This is a genomic window from Pseudorhodoferax sp. Leaf274 (genome assembly GCF_001422445.1).
Lineage (GTDB): Bacteria > Pseudomonadota > Gammaproteobacteria > Burkholderiales > Burkholderiaceae_C > Pseudorhodoferax.
The window spans coordinates 528,702-542,798 of sequence record NZ_LMNA01000001.1; the positions used below are offsets into that span (position 1 = coordinate 528,702).

The window sequence follows — 14,097 nt, forward strand, 5'->3', positions numbered from 1 at the left end:
CACGCTGTCAGGAAACTGACGGTTCTGTCAGTTTCGCGGGATCAGCGTCCCGTGTTGCCTTGCCGGCTGCGCACCTGGTTGCCCGAGCCGATCTGCGACTCGCGGTCGCTGCGGCTGGCCGGCGAGCGCTGCGACTGGTGGATCTGCGTGGCGCCGCCGGGCGTGGGCTGGTTGCGGTCGTTGGCGACCTTGCCGTGGGCCTGGGCCTGCGGATCGCCGTCCATGTCGCTGCGGGTGGAAGAAGGCTTCTTGGACATCCGAACTCCTGTGTGCCGTTGAACAGGGCTCCATGGTCTGCCCGCCCCCGCGGCCTGCGGTGTAGGCGCAGGCCGATTCGGGGGCAGGGCCGCGGCCCGCACGACGTAGGCAACGCCCTGCGCGGGCCCTGCCACACCGGGCTGGCACACTGGGTGCAAGGCGTGTGTGGCTACCCGCCCTTCCATGGCCGCCATCCCACACACCATGCTCCGACGCAAGACCCTCAAGACCCTCACGCGGCTGTTCACCAGCAGCCTGACCCCGCTGATGTCGCCCAAGCCGCGCCGCCGCAAGGCGGCCCCGGCCAAGGCGGTCCAGCCTGCCAAGCCGCGGACCGTGCGCACGCTGGCCAAGGCGGCCGCCCCGGCCAAGCCCTCGGCCGGGCGTTGGCTGGTGGGTGTGGCCGTGGCGCCGGTGGGCAAGCGGCGCTACCGGCTGTTCCTGCCGGCCGGCCGCAAACCGGGCGAACGCATCCCGGTGGTGGTGATGCTGCACGGCTGCGACCAGAACGCCGCGCGCTTTGCCGACAGCACACGCATGCACCTGCTCGCCGCACGTGCCGGATTCGCCGTGCTCTACCCCGAGCAGGACCGCCTGGCCAATCCCAACGGCTGCTGGAACTGGTATGAAACGCGCACGCAGCGCGCCTATGCCGAGGCCGCCCTGATCCTGCAGGCGGTCGACCAGGTGTGCACGCTGTACGGCGGCGACCGCACGCGCGTGGCCATCGCCGGCCTGTCGGCCGGGGCGGGCATGGCGGCGCTGGTGGCCGCGCGCTACCCTGAGCGCTTCCAGGCCGTGGCCATGCACTCGGGCGTGGCGCCGGGCAGGGCGGACAGCACCGCCTCGGCACTGCGTGCGATGGCCGGCCACGGCGCCACCGACGCGCTGGCCGCGACACCCGAGGACATGCTGGCGCGCTGGCCTGCGCTGCTGGTGATCCAGGGCGGGCGCGACCGTGTGGTGGCGCCGGGCAACGGCGAGGCCGCGGCCCTGGCCTGGGCCCAGGCGGCTCAGGCCCTGCCGCGCGCAGTGCGCGCGGTGCAACGCGGCAAGCGCCACGCCATGCAGGTCACCGACTACCGCGTGCGCCAGCGCACCGTGGCGTCGCTGGTGGAGATTCCGGCCCTGGGCCACGCCTGGAGCGGCGGGGCGGCCGCGCAGTCCTACGGTGATCCGAAGGGGCCGGACGCCTCGCGGCTGGTCTGGGCGTTCGCGCAGCGCCAGTTCGCGCGCCGGCGCTGAGCGCGCGCCTCAGCGTTCGCAGAATTCGAGGAAGGCGTCGAGCTCGGTGGACTTGTCGAACACGGCATCGGCACCCATCGCCAGGCACTGGGCGCGGATGTCGACATCGGCGTAATTGGTCAGCACCACGGCGCGCTGACGGCTCTTGCGCTCGCGGCAGGCCTGCAGCACGCCCAGTCCCGAGCCATCGCGCAGGAACAGGTCGATCACGGCCAGTTGCCAGCCATCGGGATGCTCGCGCAGCCAGTCGGCGGCGGCGCCCTCCGATTCGGCCCAGGCCACGACGCGCATGTCCACGAGTTCTTCCAGCGCCACGATCAGGTTGTCGCGGATCAGGGCGTTGTCTTCGACCAGAAAGACGACCAGGGGAGAAGCAGCACGGTCCATCATCCGGATGTTGCGCGGCATCGTCTGCGCAGGCAGCCGCGCAGGGGCGCAGCTGCGCGTAGGACGTGGCCGGGCGATCGGGTCCCGGCGCGCCGCAGTCAGCCGGCCGCCAGCGCGCGGACGATGGCCTGCGCCAGCTCTGCCTGGTCGAAGGGCTTGGCCAGCCGCACGGCCGAGAACGGCAGGCTGGCCGGCAGCTCGGCGTAGCCCGTGGCCAGCACCACGGGCAACTGCGGCCGCACCTGCTGGGCGGCGGCCACCAGCTGCGCGCCGGTCATGCGCGGCATCACGTGGTCGCTGACCAGCAGGTCGATCCGCGGGTCGTCGCCCAGCATGCGCAGGGCCTCTTCGGCCGAGCCGGCCTGCAGCACGGTGTGGCCCAGCTCCTCGAGCAGGGCAGCGGTGTTGGCCAGCACCAGCGCATCGTCGTCCACGGCCAGCACGCGCAGCGGCCGCGTGGCGGCGGGCGCCGCGGCCTCGTGCGCCGGCCCCTGTGCCACATCGCCTTCGACGGCCACGGGCAGCCACAGCGTGGCCGTGGTGCCCTGGCCCGGCTGGCTTTGCAGCGTGAACCGGCCGCCCGACTGCGCTGCCAGGCCATGCACCATGGCCAGGCCCAGGCCGGTGCCCTTGCCCGCGCCCTTGGTGGTGAAGAAGGGCTCGGTCGCACGCGCCAGCGTGGCCGCGTCCATCCCGCTGCCGCTGTCGACCACCGCCAGGCGCACGTAGCGGCCGGGCGCGAGCAGGCCGTCGATGGCCACGTCCTCCTCGTGCGCCTGCAGCAGCAGCCGGCCGCCATCGGGCATGGCGTCGCGCGCGTTCACGGCCAGGTTCAGCAGCGCCAGCTCGAGCTGGTTGGCGTCCACGCGCACCGCGCGCAGCCCCGGCGGAAGTTCGGTCAGCACCTGCACCCCGCTGCCCAGGCTGCGGGCCAGCAGCTCGGCCATGCCGTCGACCAGCGTGGGCAGGTGCACGGCCGTGGGCTGCAGGTCCTGGCGGCGCGCAAAGGCCAGCATGCGCTGCGTCAGCGCCGCACCGCGCCGTGCGCCGTCGAGGGCGTTGTCGATCATTTGCACCAGCTTGGGATCGTCGGGCAGGCGCCGCTTGGCCAGGCTCAGGCTGGACATCACCACCATCAGCAGGTTGTTGAAGTCGTGCGCCACGCCGCCCGTGAGCTGGCCGATGGCGTCGAGCTTCTGCGACTGGAACAGCGCCTCGCGCGCCTGCTCCAGCGCGCGCTGGGCCGCGCGTTTCTCGGTCACGTCGCGCGTGACCTTGGCAAAGCCGATGGTGCGCCCCGCGTCGTCGCGGATCGGGTCGATCACCACGTGGGCGCGGAACTCGCTGCCATCCTTGCGCACGCGCCAGGCCTCGGCCTCGAAGCGGCCGTCGCGCACGGCCGTGGCCAGCGCGTTGGCCGGCTCGCCGCGCACACGGTCGTCGGGCCGGTAGAAGCGCGAGAAATGCGTGCCCACGACCTCCGCGGCGCTGTAGCCCTTGATGCGCTGCGCACCGGCGTTCCAGCTGGCGATCAGGCCCTCCGTGTCCAGCATGTAGATGGCGTAGTCGGTCACGCCCTGCACCAGCATGCGGAACTGCGCCTCGCTGCGGCGCAGGCTTTCCTCGGCAGCGCGGCGCTCGCTGAGGTCGCGCGTGACCTTGGCATAGCCGATGACCGACCCGTCCTCGCCGCGGATCGGCTCGATCACCACCAGGGCCCAGAAGCGGCTGCCATCCCTGCGCAGGCGCCAGCCCTCGGACTCGAAGCGGCCCTGCGTGGCGGCCGTCACCAGCGCGCGCGCCGGCAGGCCGGCCAGCCGGTCGGCCTCGGTGTAGAAGCGGGAGAAATCCTGGCCCAGCACCTGCGCCGGCGCGTAGCCCTTGAGCCGCTGTGCACCGGCGTTCCAGCTGACGACCCGGCCCTCGGTGTCCAGCATGTAGATCGCGTAGTCGGTGATGGCCTCCACCAGGAGCCGGTAGCGCGCCTCCTCCCCGAGCTGGGCCAGCGGCGTGGAGGGGATGGCCGGAGAAGTCATGGGGCGGGGTTGCGGGGCGACTATAGCCACCGCTCCGCAACAACAGCGTACCGGCACCTCCAAATGCGGCGTTGTCCGACAGACCGCCCCACCCGGGACCTCGTAGCAAACCGCAATGGCGGCCATGGCGCCGCGCTGTTGGGCCACGCCCGGCGCGTGGCTACAGTCCGCTCTACCCTGAAGAACGCCCCGATGCTCGTCACCGCCGCCCTTGTCGTGGCGGGCCTGCGCCACCCGCCCGTGCGCGGCCTGTTCCTGTCGCTGGCGGCCATGGGCACCCTCGTGACACTGCGCACCCGGTGACCGGCCACGCCGCGGGCGCTGGTACCTGCCCGTACCCGCCAGTACCCGCTAGTACCCGCGCGCCGGATCGATCCGGTTGTCCGGCTGCCCGCCAGCTGCGACGCGCAGGATGTTGGCCGCGATCTGCCGGGCCGACGAGGACGGGATGGCGACCGAGGCCAGGTGCGGGGTGATCAGCACGTTGGGCATGCGCCACAACGGGTCGCCGGCGGGCAGGGGTTCGCGTTCGAAAACGTCCAGCGTCGCGGCGCCGATGTGGCCGCTTGCCAGCAGGGCCGTCAGCGCGGCCTGGTCGACCAGCGCGCCCCGGGCCACGTTGACGAAGGCGGCCCCGGGCCGCAGGCGCCGCAGCCGCGCGCGGTCGAACAGGTTCTGCGTCTGCGGCGTGAGCGGCAGCATCAGCACCACGATGTCGGCCTGGCCGAGCACGGTGTCCAGCGTGTCCATGCCCGAGAAGCACTCCACGCCCTCGATCTGGCGCGGGGTGCGCGACCAGCCCAGCGTCCGGAAACCCTGGCGCTGCAGCTCGTGGGCGGCCGTGGCGCCCAGCTGGCCCAGGCCCAGCACCGCGACGCCGATCTCCCCGGGCGCGCGCGGATGGCGGTAGGCCCATTCGCCGCGCCGCTGCGCCTGCTCGAAGTGGGGAATGTCGCGCGCATGCCGCAGCACGGCGAACAGCACGTAGCCGGCCATCATGCGCGACATCTGCGGATCGGCGATCCGCGTGATGGGAATGTGGGATGGCAGGTCGCTGCGCGCGACCAGCGCGTCGACGCCGGCCCCCAGGTTGACGATCAGCCGCAGGTTGGGCATCTGCCGGAAGAAGCCCTCGGGCGGCTTCCAGGCCATCGCGTAATGCACCTCCTCGGGCCGCTCGATGGCGCTGGCGTCGACGACCTTCAACGCCGGCAGCTGCGCCTGCAGCGCGTCCTTCCAGGTGCCGAAGTCGTCGAAGTCGCTGTAGAACGCCAGGGTGCCGAGGCTTGCCGCCATCGTCACGCGCCCTGCCGGCTCTTGCGCACCAGGCGCGCCACGGCCTCGATGGCGAACTCGTAGCCGTCGCCGCCCAGGCCCGCGATCACGCCGTCGGCCGCCTTGGAGATGAAGGAGTGGTGGCGGAAGGGCTCGCGCTTCCAGATGTTGCTCATGTGGGCTTCGATGATCTTGCCCGGGAAGGCGAGCAGCGCGTCGAGGATGGCGATGGAGGTGTAGGTCAGGCCGGCGGCGTTGATGACGATGCCGTCGGCCACGCCGCGCGCTTCCTGCAGCCAGTCGATCAGCTGGCCTTCGTGGTTGGACTGCAGGAAGCGCAGCTGGACGCCGAGCGTGCCGGCCTTGTGCTCGCAGCGCGATTGCAGCACCGGGAAGCTGTCGCTGCCGTAGGTCTTGTTGGCGTCCAGGCCGTAGAGGTTGGCGTTGGGGCCGTTCAGGAACCAGACCGTGATGGGGGGCGTGTCGGTGTCGCGCATGGGTGCTCTCAAGCGTCGTGGGGAAGGGTGGCCTGCATGGCGGGCAGCTGCGCGAAGCCGGCGTACCAGCGCGCGCAGGCGGCGTGGCTGGCGCGCCAGTCCAGGTCGGGAAAGCGGAAGTCCAGGTAGCCCAGGCCGCAGCCGACGGCGATCTCGCCGATCGTCGGGGGGCTCGCGGGCGCGGCCGTGGCCAGTTCCGGCGCGATGGCGTCGATGGCCTCGACGCAGGCCCCCACCTTGGCCAGCAGCGCCTCGCGCCAGACCGGCCATTGCACCTCGGGTGGCCGCGCGGTCAGCTCGTAGCGTGCGAGCAGCGCGGCGTCGAGCAGGCCGTCGCCCAGGGCCTGGCGCGTCAGCGCCGTCCAGCGCGCAGGGCCGGCGGCCGGGAAGAGGCCGGCGCTGCCCAGGCTGTCGATGTACTCGCAGATCACGCGGCTGTCATAGAGCGACTGCCCGTCGCCCAGGACCAGCGTCGGTACCTTGGCCAGCGGGTTGTGCGCCGCGATGCGGGCGTCGCGGCGCACCGGGTGGGCGGCACTGTCCAGCCACTGGATGCGGTCGGCCTGGCCGCTGAGGTGGGCACAGACCATGACCTTGCGCACGAAGGGCGAGGTGGGGGCGTAGAGCAATTGCATGGTCATGGCACCAGGACGAGTTTTCCGAAGACCTGGCCGCTTTCCAGCAGCCCGTGGGCCTGCGCGGCCTGCGCCAGCGGCAGGCTGGCATGCAGGCGCGGGGCGATCCGCCCGCTCTCGAGCAGGGGCAGCACATGGCGCGCCAGCGCCTGGGCCATGCGGGCCTTCTCGAAGTGGGTTTGCGGGCGCATGGTGGACGAGTGCAGGCTCAGCTGGCGCTGCATCAGCGTGAGCAGCTCCACCGTGACGGCCGAGCCCTGCATGAAGGACAGGCTCACGTGGCGGCCGCCGAAGGCCATGGCCTGCAGGTTGCGGCGCACGTAGTCGCCACCGACGATGTCCAGCACCACGTCCACGCCGCGGCCGCCGGTGAAGTCGAGGCAGGCCTGCACGAAGTCGGTGGTGGGCCAGCAGACCGCCAGGTCGGCGCCCAGGGCTTCCAGCGCGGCGAAGCGGGCGGCGTCGCGGGCGGTCACGATGACGGTGCAGCCGGCCGCATGCGCCATCTGCACCGCCAGCGTGCCGATGCCGCCGGCCGCGCCATGGATGAGCACGGTCTCGCCCATGGCCAGGCGGCCCAGCTCGAACAGGTTGTGCCAGACCGTGAACAGCCCCTCGGGCAGGGCGGCGGCCTCGGCGTCGGTGCGCCGGGCCGGCACCGCGAACGAATGCGCGACCGCGGCCACGCACCAGGGCGCATAGCCGCCGCCAGGCACCAGCGCCATGCGCCGCTGGCCCAACAGCGCGCTGTCGACCCCCGGGCCGCAGGCGGCGACTTCGCCGCACACCTCCAGGCCCAGCACGTCGGTCACGCCAGGGGCCGGCCTGGCGATGCCCTGGCGCTGCATGATGTCGGGCCGGTTGATGCCGGCCGCCCGCACGCGCAGCAGCACCTCACCGGCGCCAGGCATGGGCACCGGGCGTTCGGCCAGCGCCAGCACACTGGCATCGCCGGGCTCGCGCGCGACGATGGCCTGCATGGACGCAGGAAAGGAGGCGGGCACGGTGCTCATGGCCGCGGGCTGAAGACGCTGACGCCTTCGCCGGCCAGCGCCAGCCCGGCGACCGCGCCCACGGGCCATTGCTGCAGGGCGCCCAGGCCCGGGCTGCGCACGGTGACGATCTGGCGGGCGGTCATCGGCAGGTCCACATCGACGAAGGTGTTGATGTGGTCGCCCTGGAACACGTGGTTGACCACGGTGCCGCTGAGCACCGAGGCAGGGTGCAGGCTCTCCATCCGCAGGTGCTCGGGCCGCACGTAGACGTCCAGCCGCTCGCCCTCGTGCGAGGCGTTCACGAGCCGGTCCTGCGACAGGCTGATCAGGCCAGAGCCCAGGCGCAGCTGCACGTCGCCCGCGCTCTGGCCGTGGTAGTGCGCCGGCAGGATGTTCACGTCGCCCAGGAACGACGCGACGAACGGGTCCTGTGGGCTCTGGTACAGCTCGGCCGGCGGCGCGATCTGGCGGATCACGCCGCCCGACATCACCGCGATGCGGTCGGACATGGCCAGCGCTTCGCCCTGGTCGTGCGTGACGAACACGGTGGTCAGGCCCAGGCGGCGCTGGATCTCGCGGATCTCCACCTGCATGGAGCCGCGCAGGCTCTTGTCCAGCGCGGAGAAGGGCTCGTCGAGCAGCAGCACCTTGGGCTGGATCACGAGCGCGCGGGCCAGCGCCACGCGCTGCTGCTGGCCGCCGGACAGCTCGCGCGGCTTGCGGTGCCCCAGGCCGTCGAGCTTGACCATGGCCATGGCATCGCGGATGCGCCGGGCCGCCTCGTCCCTGGGCACGCCCTGCATGCGCAGGCCATAGCCGATGTTGCGCTCCACGGTCATGTGCGGGAACAGCGCGTAGTTCTGGAACACCAGGCCGATCTGGCGCCGGTGCGGCGGCTCGCTGGTCACGGGCTGGCCATCGATGAAGACCTCGCCGCGGTCGGCCTCGGCGAAGCCGGCGATCAGGTTCAGCAGCGTGGTCTTGCCACAGCCCGACGGCCCCAGCAGGGTCAGGAATTCACCGCGCCGGATCTTCAGCGACACCGCGTGCAGCACGGTCTGGTCGTGGTACTTCTTGACCACGCCTTCGAGGCTGACGGCCGTGTCGGCCTGCGAAAAGCCGGGCTCGCAAGGAACTGGATTCATGCCTGAACCATAAGCCAATCGGCTGCCGGCAGGCATTTGCAGAAATTGAGGCTGCCCCTCGGAAAAAACGAAACAGGCCCGTCTTCCCAAGGCCGCGGGGTGGCCGGGGCGCCGCCGACAGCGCTTCGCTTTTTCCTAAGCCCTGCGTCTGAAAAACGTGATTCTCAAACGCTGCGCGCTTCATCAGACTCGGCCCCCATCGGTGCCTGGCATCGCCGGCTTGCACGGCCGAAACCACCAGCGGCGATTATCCTGAGGAATATCAAATGTCAGTGGAGAAAATCAATACCCTGGTGGTCGGCGCAGGCCAGGCCGGCATCGCGATGAGCGAGCATCTGGCCGCCATGGGTGTTCCGCACATCGTCCTGGAGCGCAAGCGCATCGCCGAGCGCTGGCGCTCGGAGCGCTGGGATTCGCTGGTGGCCAATGGCCCGGCCTGGCACGACCGCTTTCCGGGCCTGCCATTCGAGGGCGTGTCGCCCGAGGCCTTCCCGCCCAAGGAACGCATGGCCCAGTATTTCGAGGACTATGCGGCGATGCTGAAGGCACCCGTGCGCACGGGCGTGGAGGTGCACCAGGTCGAGCGCCACGCCGGCCGCCCGGGTTTCAAGGTGACGACGTCCGAGGGCGTCATCGAGGCCATGAACGTGGTCGCGGCCACCGGCCCGTTCCAGATTCCGGCCTATCCCGACATCGTTCCAGCCAGCGCGCCCGTGGCGCAGCTGCATTCGTCCGCCTACAAGAACCCGGGCCAGTTGGCCGACGGCGCGGTGCTGGTCGTGGGTGCCGGCGCCTCGGGCTCGCAGATCGCCGAGGAACTGCGCCAGGCCGGCCGCAAGGTGTACCTGTCGGTCGGCGAGCACTACCGCCCGCCGCGCGCGTACCGGGGCCGCGACTACTGCTGGTGGCTGGGCGCGCTGGGCCTGTGGGACGAAGTCCGCATCAAGCCCAAGAAGAAGCACGTGGCGTTCGCGGTGAGCGGCTACGACGGTGGCAGGACGGTGGATTTCCGGCGGCTGGCGCACGCGGGCATCGAGCTGGTGGGGCTGACCGAATCCTGCGAAGACGGCGTGATGCGCTTTGCCGAAGGCTTGGCCAGGAACGTGGCCGAGGGCGACCAGGCCTACTTCGACGTGCTGCGCGATGCCGATGCCTACATCGAACAGAATGGCCTGCCGTTCCCGCCCGAGCCCGAGGCCTGGAACCTGCTGCCCGACCCGCCCTGCCTGACGGCGCCCATCCTGAGCCTGGACCTGCAGCAGGCAGGCATCACCACGGTGCTGTGGGCCACAGGTTTCAAGTTCGATTACAGCTGGCTGAAAGTCAATGCTTTCCATGAGAATGGCGAGCCTTACCACAAGCGCGGTATTTCGGCAGAAAGCGGGATTTACTTCCTGGGCCTGCCCAATCTCGTCAACCGGGCATCCTCGTTTATCTACGGGGTATGGCATGACGCCAAATACATCGCCGACCATATTGTTCTGCAGCAGGGCTATATGTCGTACGAAAAGAGTTGACCGCGCCGCGTGCGCGCAGAAAGGGCTGCCGGATTTTCGCAATCCGGCGGCCTTTTCATTTCCCCGACTGAGAGATTGGCATGCCCGAGATCACCTGCATCGAAGACCTGCGCGTGCTGGCGCAAAAGCGCGTGCCGCGCATGTTCTACGACTATGTGGACACCGGTTCGTGGACGGAGTACACGTACCGCAAGAACGAGACTGACCTGCGCGCCATCGAGTTCCGCCAGCGCGTGGCGTTCGACATCACCGCGCGCAGCACGGCCAGCACCATGGTGGGCCAGCCGGTGCGCATGCCGGTGGCCATCGCGCCGACCGGGCTCACGGGCATGCAGCATGCCGACGGCGAGATCCTGGCCGCGCGCGCGGCGCAGCGATTCGGCATCCCGTTCACGCTGTCGACCATGAGCATCTGCCCGATCGAAGCCGTGGCCGAGGCCACCGGGCACCACCCGTTCTGGTTCCAGCTCTACGTGCTGCGCGACCGCAGCTTCGTCGAGGGCCTGATCGAACGCGCGCGCGCCGCCCACTGTTCGGCGCTGGTCGTGACCATGGACCTGCAGGTCTTCGGCCAGCGGCACAAGGACAAGAAGAACGGCCTGTCGACACCGCCCAAGCCGACGCTGCGCAACCTGGCGGACCTGGCCAGCAAGCCGCGCTGGTGCTGGAACATGCTGGGCACGCGGCACCGCCACTTCGGCAACATCGTCGGCCACGCCAAGGGGGTGGACAACATCGGCTCGCTCGTGGAGTGGACGCGCGAGCAGTTCGACCCGCGCCTGTCCTGGCAGGACGTGGAATGGATCAAGAAGCGCTGGGGCGGCAAGCTCATCGTCAAGGGCATCCAGGAGCCCGAGGACGCGCGGCTGGCCGTGGCCGCCGGTGCCGACGCCATCGTGGTCTCCAACCACGGCGGGCGCCAGCTCGACGGCGCGGCCTCGTCCATCGCGATGCTGCCGCACATCGTCGAGGCCGTCGGCGCGCAGGTGGAGGTGCACATGGACGGCGGCATCCGTTCGGGCCAGGACGTGCTCAAGGCCATCGCGCTCGGTGCGCGCGGCACCTACATCGGCCGCGCCATGCTGTACGGCCTGGGCGCGCTCGGCGAGCCCGGCGTCGCCAAGGCGCTGGAGATCATCCACACCGGGCTCGACCTCTCGATGGCCTTCTGCGGCCGCACCGACATCCGCGCCGTGGACCGCAGCATCCTGCGGCTGGGCTGATCAGCGGCAGAGGTGATCGACGAGGCCGGCCAGCATGCGGTCGCAGGCCTGCAGCTGCGACAGCTCCACGTACTCGTCGGCCTTGTGCGCCACCGTGATGCTGCCGGGGCCGCAGACCAGCACGGCCGTCTGCTGCCAGCTCTGCTGGAAGAGGCCGCCTTCGCTGCCGTAGTCGACCCGGGTGGTGGGCGTGCCCTCGGGCAGCAGCGTGCGCAGCAGGCCCACCGCCGGCGCGTCCTCGGGCGTGGCCAGGCTGGGGTAGCTGTTGCGCAGCGTGACCTCGGGCAGCGGGGCGTCCGCATGCTGGGCCTCGCGCTGCACGCGCGCGGCCAGGCGCTGCAGGATGCGTTCGAGGATCTGCGCGGGCTGGTCCTGCGCAACGTTGCGGATCTCGAAGTTGAGTTCGCACTCGCTGGGCACGATGTTGAGCGCGCGGCCGCCCTGGATGGTGCCGACGTGCACGGTGGAGTAGGGCACGCCGTAGCCCTCTTCGCGCGGGCCGCTCTCGGCCAGCTCGCGCTGCACCTCGCGCGCCGAGGCCACGAGGTCGGCGGCCATGTGGATGGCGTTGAAGAACTGCGGCGCCAGGCCCGAATGGCCGGCCTGGCCGCAGCAGACCGCGCGGTAGGCGGCCTTGCCCTTGTGGCCGGTGCCGATGCGCATCAGCGTGGGCTCGCCGACGATGCACAGGGTGGGCGCGGGCAGATGGCCTTCGAGCCGTCGCAGCAGGTGGCGCACGCCGACGCAGCCGATCTCCTCGTCGAAGGACAGGGCCAGCTGCAGCGGGCGCCGCAGCGGCCGGCCGGCCGCCGCCACCATGGCCGTGACCGCGCAGGCGACGAAGCCCTTCATGTCGGCCGTGCCGCGCCCGTAGATGCGGCCGTCCTTGTGCGTGGCCTCGAAGGGCGGCGAGGTCCAGGGCTGGCCTTCCACGGGCACCACGTCGGTGTGGCCCGACAGCAGCACGCCCGGCACGCCCTCGGGGCCGACCGAGGCGAACAGGTTGGTGCGGCGCGGGTCCTCGGGATCCGGCGCGCGCGTGGAGGCGATGCCGGCCTGCGCCAGGATGTCCTGCACCGTGGCGATGAGCCCGTCGTTGGGCTGCAGCGAGACCGAGGGGAAGGCGATCAGCGTCTCCAGCAGGGAGACGCTGGCGGAGCGGGCAGGGGTCATGGTTGTTGCGCCGGTGGCGCCACAAGATGGGGATCGAAGAAGCTGGCCGCGCTCATGCCCGGGATGTACTGGTCGGAGATGTAGGCGCGGCAGCGCTCCATGAAGGCCTGCGTGAGCCGGGACTGCTTCATGGGCTTGTAGGTCGCCAGGCCCAGCAGCATGGGCCGGTGCTTGCCGGCCAGGCGTACGCGCACCATGCGCTTGCCGTCCAGCGACAGGTTGGACTTGGGCCGCACGTTGAACAGCGCATAGCCGATGCCGTTGGCCGCCATCGAGCGCACCACCTCTTCCGAGCGCGAGCGCGCGACGATGTTGGGTGTCACGCCGGCGCTGGAGAACAGCGAGGTGAAGTACTCCCGGCTCATGGGCAGGTCCAGCAACACGAAGGGCTGGGGTGCGAGTTCCTCGAAGGTGACGGCCTTCTGCTGCGCCAGCGGATGCAGCTCGCTCACGAGCACGTAGGGCGGCAGCGTGGCCAGGCTCTCGAAGGCGATGTCGTCGTCCAGGCGCAGGTCGTAGGTCAGCGCCAGGTCGATCTCGAGCGAACGCAGCTTGTTCATGAGGACTTCCTGGTCGCCCTCCACCATCTGCATCTCCACCTTCTCGAAGGCGCGCGCGAAGCCGTAGATGACCTCCGGCGCGATCATGGCCGTCAGCGACTGGAAGCTGCCCACGCGCAGCGCGCCCTGCATCACGTCGCCGGAGTCCGAGGCGATCTCGTACAGGCGCGAGGAGCGTTCGAGCACGTCCTCGCACTGGTTCAGCACCAGGGTGCCGATGGCCGTCAGTCCCAGCCCCTTGGAGGGATGGCGCACGAACAGCTGCACGTTGAGTTCGCTCTCGATGTGGGCGATGGCCGCGGAGATCGACGGCGAGGAGATGTGGATCTGCGCCGAGGCTGCGGCGATGCTGCCGTGCTTGGCCGTGGCGACGAAGTACTCCATCTGGCGCAGGGAAACACGGTTGAGCATGTCGGTACAGGAAGGCGCGCGGGAGCGGCGATGAACAGCAGCGGGCCAGTGTAGCGACGTGCTTTTCAGAGGTTTCCCGGCACGCCGAAGCTGGGCGCGGCGCGCGGGTCCAGTGCGCGTGTGATGTAGGCCGGCATCTGCGGCTCGTAGAGCTTCCAGGTGGCGTACAGCGCCTGCACCGGGTCGGCCTCGACCCAGTCCAGCCGCAGGTCGACGACGGGCCAGTTCTGCGCGCCGTAGACCAGCAGCCCGGCCGAATGCACCGGGCCTTCCTCGCCGCCGGCGGCCTGGCCGGCCAGCATGGCCTGCATCAGGCGCTCGGCCAATGCACCCTCGGCCTGCTCGAAGGCTGAGAGCATGGCGGCCGGCACCGCGCGGCTGTGCAGCATGTTGCCGGCGCAGGCCGCGTGCGTGCCGACCACGCTTGCCAGCGTGCCGAGCGCATTGGCGCCCGTGAACACCACGGGCGGGTTGTGCGCGTCGATGGCCATGAGCTGGCGGTAGTCGATGAAGGGGCGCTGGCGCAGTTCGGCCACGGCCTGCTCGGGCGTCCTGCCGGCGGCCATCAGGTCGAGCAGCAGCGGGCCCAGGTCGGGGTCGGTGATGTTCTGGCTGGCGGCGGCGCCCACGCCCATGCGGCCGCGCACACAGCGCGCCGCCACGGCGGGCGAGGACGAGGCCACGGCCGCACCGAACTGCCCGGTGGCGGGGCAGCGCGCAACGATGGAGAAGGTCATGGC

14 protein-coding genes are annotated in these 14,097 nt (G+C 70.8%); 3 read left to right on the forward strand and 11 right to left on the reverse strand.

Annotated features, from left to right (window positions below; genetic code table 11):
• Positions 1 to 41: 41 nt before the first annotated feature.
• On the reverse strand, positions 42 to 257 hold the full coding sequence (locus tag ASF44_RS02345; RefSeq protein WP_235579104.1) for a hypothetical protein: 216 nt from the start codon (positions 255 to 257) through the stop codon (positions 42 to 44).
• 205 nt (positions 258 to 462) lie between these two features.
• On the opposite strand from ASF44_RS02345, the gene ASF44_RS02350 reads away from it, so the two are divergent.
• Complete coding sequence (locus ASF44_RS02350; RefSeq protein ID WP_056898170.1) at positions 463 to 1,503, forward strand: PHB depolymerase family esterase; 1,041 nt, start codon at positions 463 to 465, stop codon at positions 1,501 to 1,503.
• 9 nt (positions 1,504 to 1,512) lie between these two features.
• On the opposite strand, the gene ASF44_RS02355 is transcribed toward ASF44_RS02350, so the two are convergent.
• The 7 genes from ASF44_RS02355 to ASF44_RS02385 all read right to left on the reverse strand — a co-directional run bounded on the left by ASF44_RS02355 (position 1,513) and on the right by ASF44_RS02385 (position 8,473).
• The gene (locus ASF44_RS02355) at positions 1,513 to 1,911 is read right to left on the reverse strand and encodes a response regulator (RefSeq protein ID WP_082524470.1); all 399 of its coding nucleotides are present in this window, start codon (positions 1,909 to 1,911) and stop codon (positions 1,513 to 1,515) included.
• A gap of 77 nt (positions 1,912 to 1,988) precedes the next feature.
• Complete coding sequence (locus ASF44_RS02360) at positions 1,989 to 3,926, reverse strand: PAS domain-containing sensor histidine kinase (RefSeq protein WP_056897541.1); 1,938 nt, start codon at positions 3,924 to 3,926, stop codon at positions 1,989 to 1,991.
• Between the two features lie 351 nt (positions 3,927 to 4,277).
• Positions 4,278 to 5,222, reverse strand: coding sequence for a glyoxylate/hydroxypyruvate reductase A (locus tag ASF44_RS02365; RefSeq protein ID WP_056897542.1), 945 nt, complete (start codon positions 5,220 to 5,222; stop codon positions 4,278 to 4,280).
• A gap of 2 nt (positions 5,223 to 5,224) precedes the next feature.
• Positions 5,225 to 5,698, reverse strand: coding sequence for a type II 3-dehydroquinate dehydratase (locus ASF44_RS02370; RefSeq protein ID WP_056897543.1), 474 nt, complete (start codon positions 5,696 to 5,698; stop codon positions 5,225 to 5,227).
• A gap of 8 nt (positions 5,699 to 5,706) precedes the next feature.
• Positions 5,707 to 6,333 carry a glutathione S-transferase gene (locus ASF44_RS02375; RefSeq protein ID WP_056897544.1) on the reverse strand — a complete coding sequence of 209 codons (627 nt, stop codon included), beginning with the start codon at positions 6,331 to 6,333 and terminating at the stop codon, positions 5,707 to 5,709.
• Positions 6,334 to 6,335: 2 nt separating this feature from the next.
• Positions 6,336 to 7,313 (reverse strand): NAD(P)H-quinone oxidoreductase, encoded by a 978-nt coding sequence (locus ASF44_RS02380; protein ID WP_056898172.1) that lies wholly within the window; start codon positions 7,311 to 7,313, stop codon positions 6,336 to 6,338.
• 29 nt (positions 7,314 to 7,342) lie between these two features.
• Complete coding sequence (locus ASF44_RS02385; RefSeq protein ID WP_056897545.1) at positions 7,343 to 8,473, reverse strand: ABC transporter ATP-binding protein; 1,131 nt, start codon at positions 8,471 to 8,473, stop codon at positions 7,343 to 7,345.
• 266 nt (positions 8,474 to 8,739) lie between these two features.
• Here ASF44_RS02385 and ASF44_RS02390 point away from each other — a divergent pair, with 266 nt between their 5' ends.
• Positions 8,740 to 9,990, forward strand: coding sequence for an NAD(P)/FAD-dependent oxidoreductase (locus ASF44_RS02390; protein WP_056897546.1), 1,251 nt, complete (start codon positions 8,740 to 8,742; stop codon positions 9,988 to 9,990).
• 80 nt (positions 9,991 to 10,070) lie between these two features.
• Positions 10,071 to 11,213 (forward strand): alpha-hydroxy acid oxidase, encoded by a 1,143-nt coding sequence (locus ASF44_RS02395; RefSeq protein ID WP_056897547.1) that lies wholly within the window; start codon positions 10,071 to 10,073, stop codon positions 11,211 to 11,213.
• Here ASF44_RS02395 and argE read toward each other — a convergent pair whose 3' ends face one another.
• From argE to ASF44_RS02410, 3 genes are all read right to left on the reverse strand, one after another.
• Positions 11,214 to 12,386 carry an acetylornithine deacetylase gene (argE, locus tag ASF44_RS02400; RefSeq protein WP_056897548.1) on the reverse strand — a complete coding sequence of 391 codons (1,173 nt, stop codon included), beginning with the start codon at positions 12,384 to 12,386 and terminating at the stop codon, positions 11,214 to 11,216.
• The gene (locus tag ASF44_RS02405) at positions 12,383 to 13,357 is read right to left on the reverse strand and encodes a LysR substrate-binding domain-containing protein (protein WP_056897549.1); all 975 of its coding nucleotides are present in this window, start codon (positions 13,355 to 13,357) and stop codon (positions 12,383 to 12,385) included. The genes argE and ASF44_RS02405 overlap by 4 nt, the downstream gene beginning before the upstream one ends.
• A gap of 65 nt (positions 13,358 to 13,422) precedes the next feature.
• Positions 13,423 to 14,094 carry a DUF1028 domain-containing protein gene (locus tag ASF44_RS02410; protein ID WP_056897550.1) on the reverse strand — a complete coding sequence of 224 codons (672 nt, stop codon included), beginning with the start codon at positions 14,092 to 14,094 and terminating at the stop codon, positions 13,423 to 13,425.
• Positions 14,095 to 14,097: the final 3 nt, after the last annotated feature.

Bases quoted from the DNA above. Each gene is read 5' to 3' on its own strand.
- ASF44_RS02345 (WP_235579104.1), bottom strand. From the start codon at position 257: ATGTCCAAGAAGCCTTCTTCCACCCGCAGCGACATGGACGGCGATCCG.
- ASF44_RS02350 (WP_056898170.1), top strand. From the start codon at position 463: ATGCTCCGACGCAAGACCCTCAAGACCCTCACGCGGCTGTTCACCAGC.
- ASF44_RS02355 (WP_082524470.1), bottom strand. From the start codon at position 1,911: ATGCCGCGCAACATCCGGATGATGGACCGTGCTGCTTCTCCCCTGGTC.
- ASF44_RS02360 (WP_056897541.1), bottom strand. From the start codon at position 3,926: ATGACTTCTCCGGCCATCCCCTCCACGCCGCTGGCCCAGCTCGGGGAG.
- ASF44_RS02365 (WP_056897542.1), bottom strand. From the start codon at position 5,222: ATGGCGGCAAGCCTCGGCACCCTGGCGTTCTACAGCGACTTCGACGAC.
- ASF44_RS02370 (WP_056897543.1), bottom strand. From the start codon at position 5,698: ATGCGCGACACCGACACGCCCCCCATCACGGTCTGGTTCCTGAACGGC.
- ASF44_RS02375 (WP_056897544.1), bottom strand. From the start codon at position 6,333: ATGCAATTGCTCTACGCCCCCACCTCGCCCTTCGTGCGCAAGGTCATG.
- ASF44_RS02380 (WP_056898172.1), bottom strand. From the start codon at position 7,313: ATGCAGGCCATCGTCGCGCGCGAGCCCGGCGATGCCAGTGTGCTGGCG.
- ASF44_RS02385 (WP_056897545.1), bottom strand. From the start codon at position 8,473: ATGAATCCAGTTCCTTGCGAGCCCGGCTTTTCGCAGGCCGACACGGCC.
- ASF44_RS02390 (WP_056897546.1), top strand. From the start codon at position 8,740: ATGTCAGTGGAGAAAATCAATACCCTGGTGGTCGGCGCAGGCCAGGCC.
- ASF44_RS02395 (WP_056897547.1), top strand. From the start codon at position 10,071: ATGCCCGAGATCACCTGCATCGAAGACCTGCGCGTGCTGGCGCAAAAG.
- argE (WP_056897548.1), bottom strand. From the start codon at position 12,386: ATGACCCCTGCCCGCTCCGCCAGCGTCTCCCTGCTGGAGACGCTGATC.
- ASF44_RS02405 (WP_056897549.1), bottom strand. From the start codon at position 13,357: ATGCTCAACCGTGTTTCCCTGCGCCAGATGGAGTACTTCGTCGCCACG.
- ASF44_RS02410 (WP_056897550.1), bottom strand. From the start codon at position 14,094: ATGACCTTCTCCATCGTTGCGCGCTGCCCCGCCACCGGGCAGTTCGGT.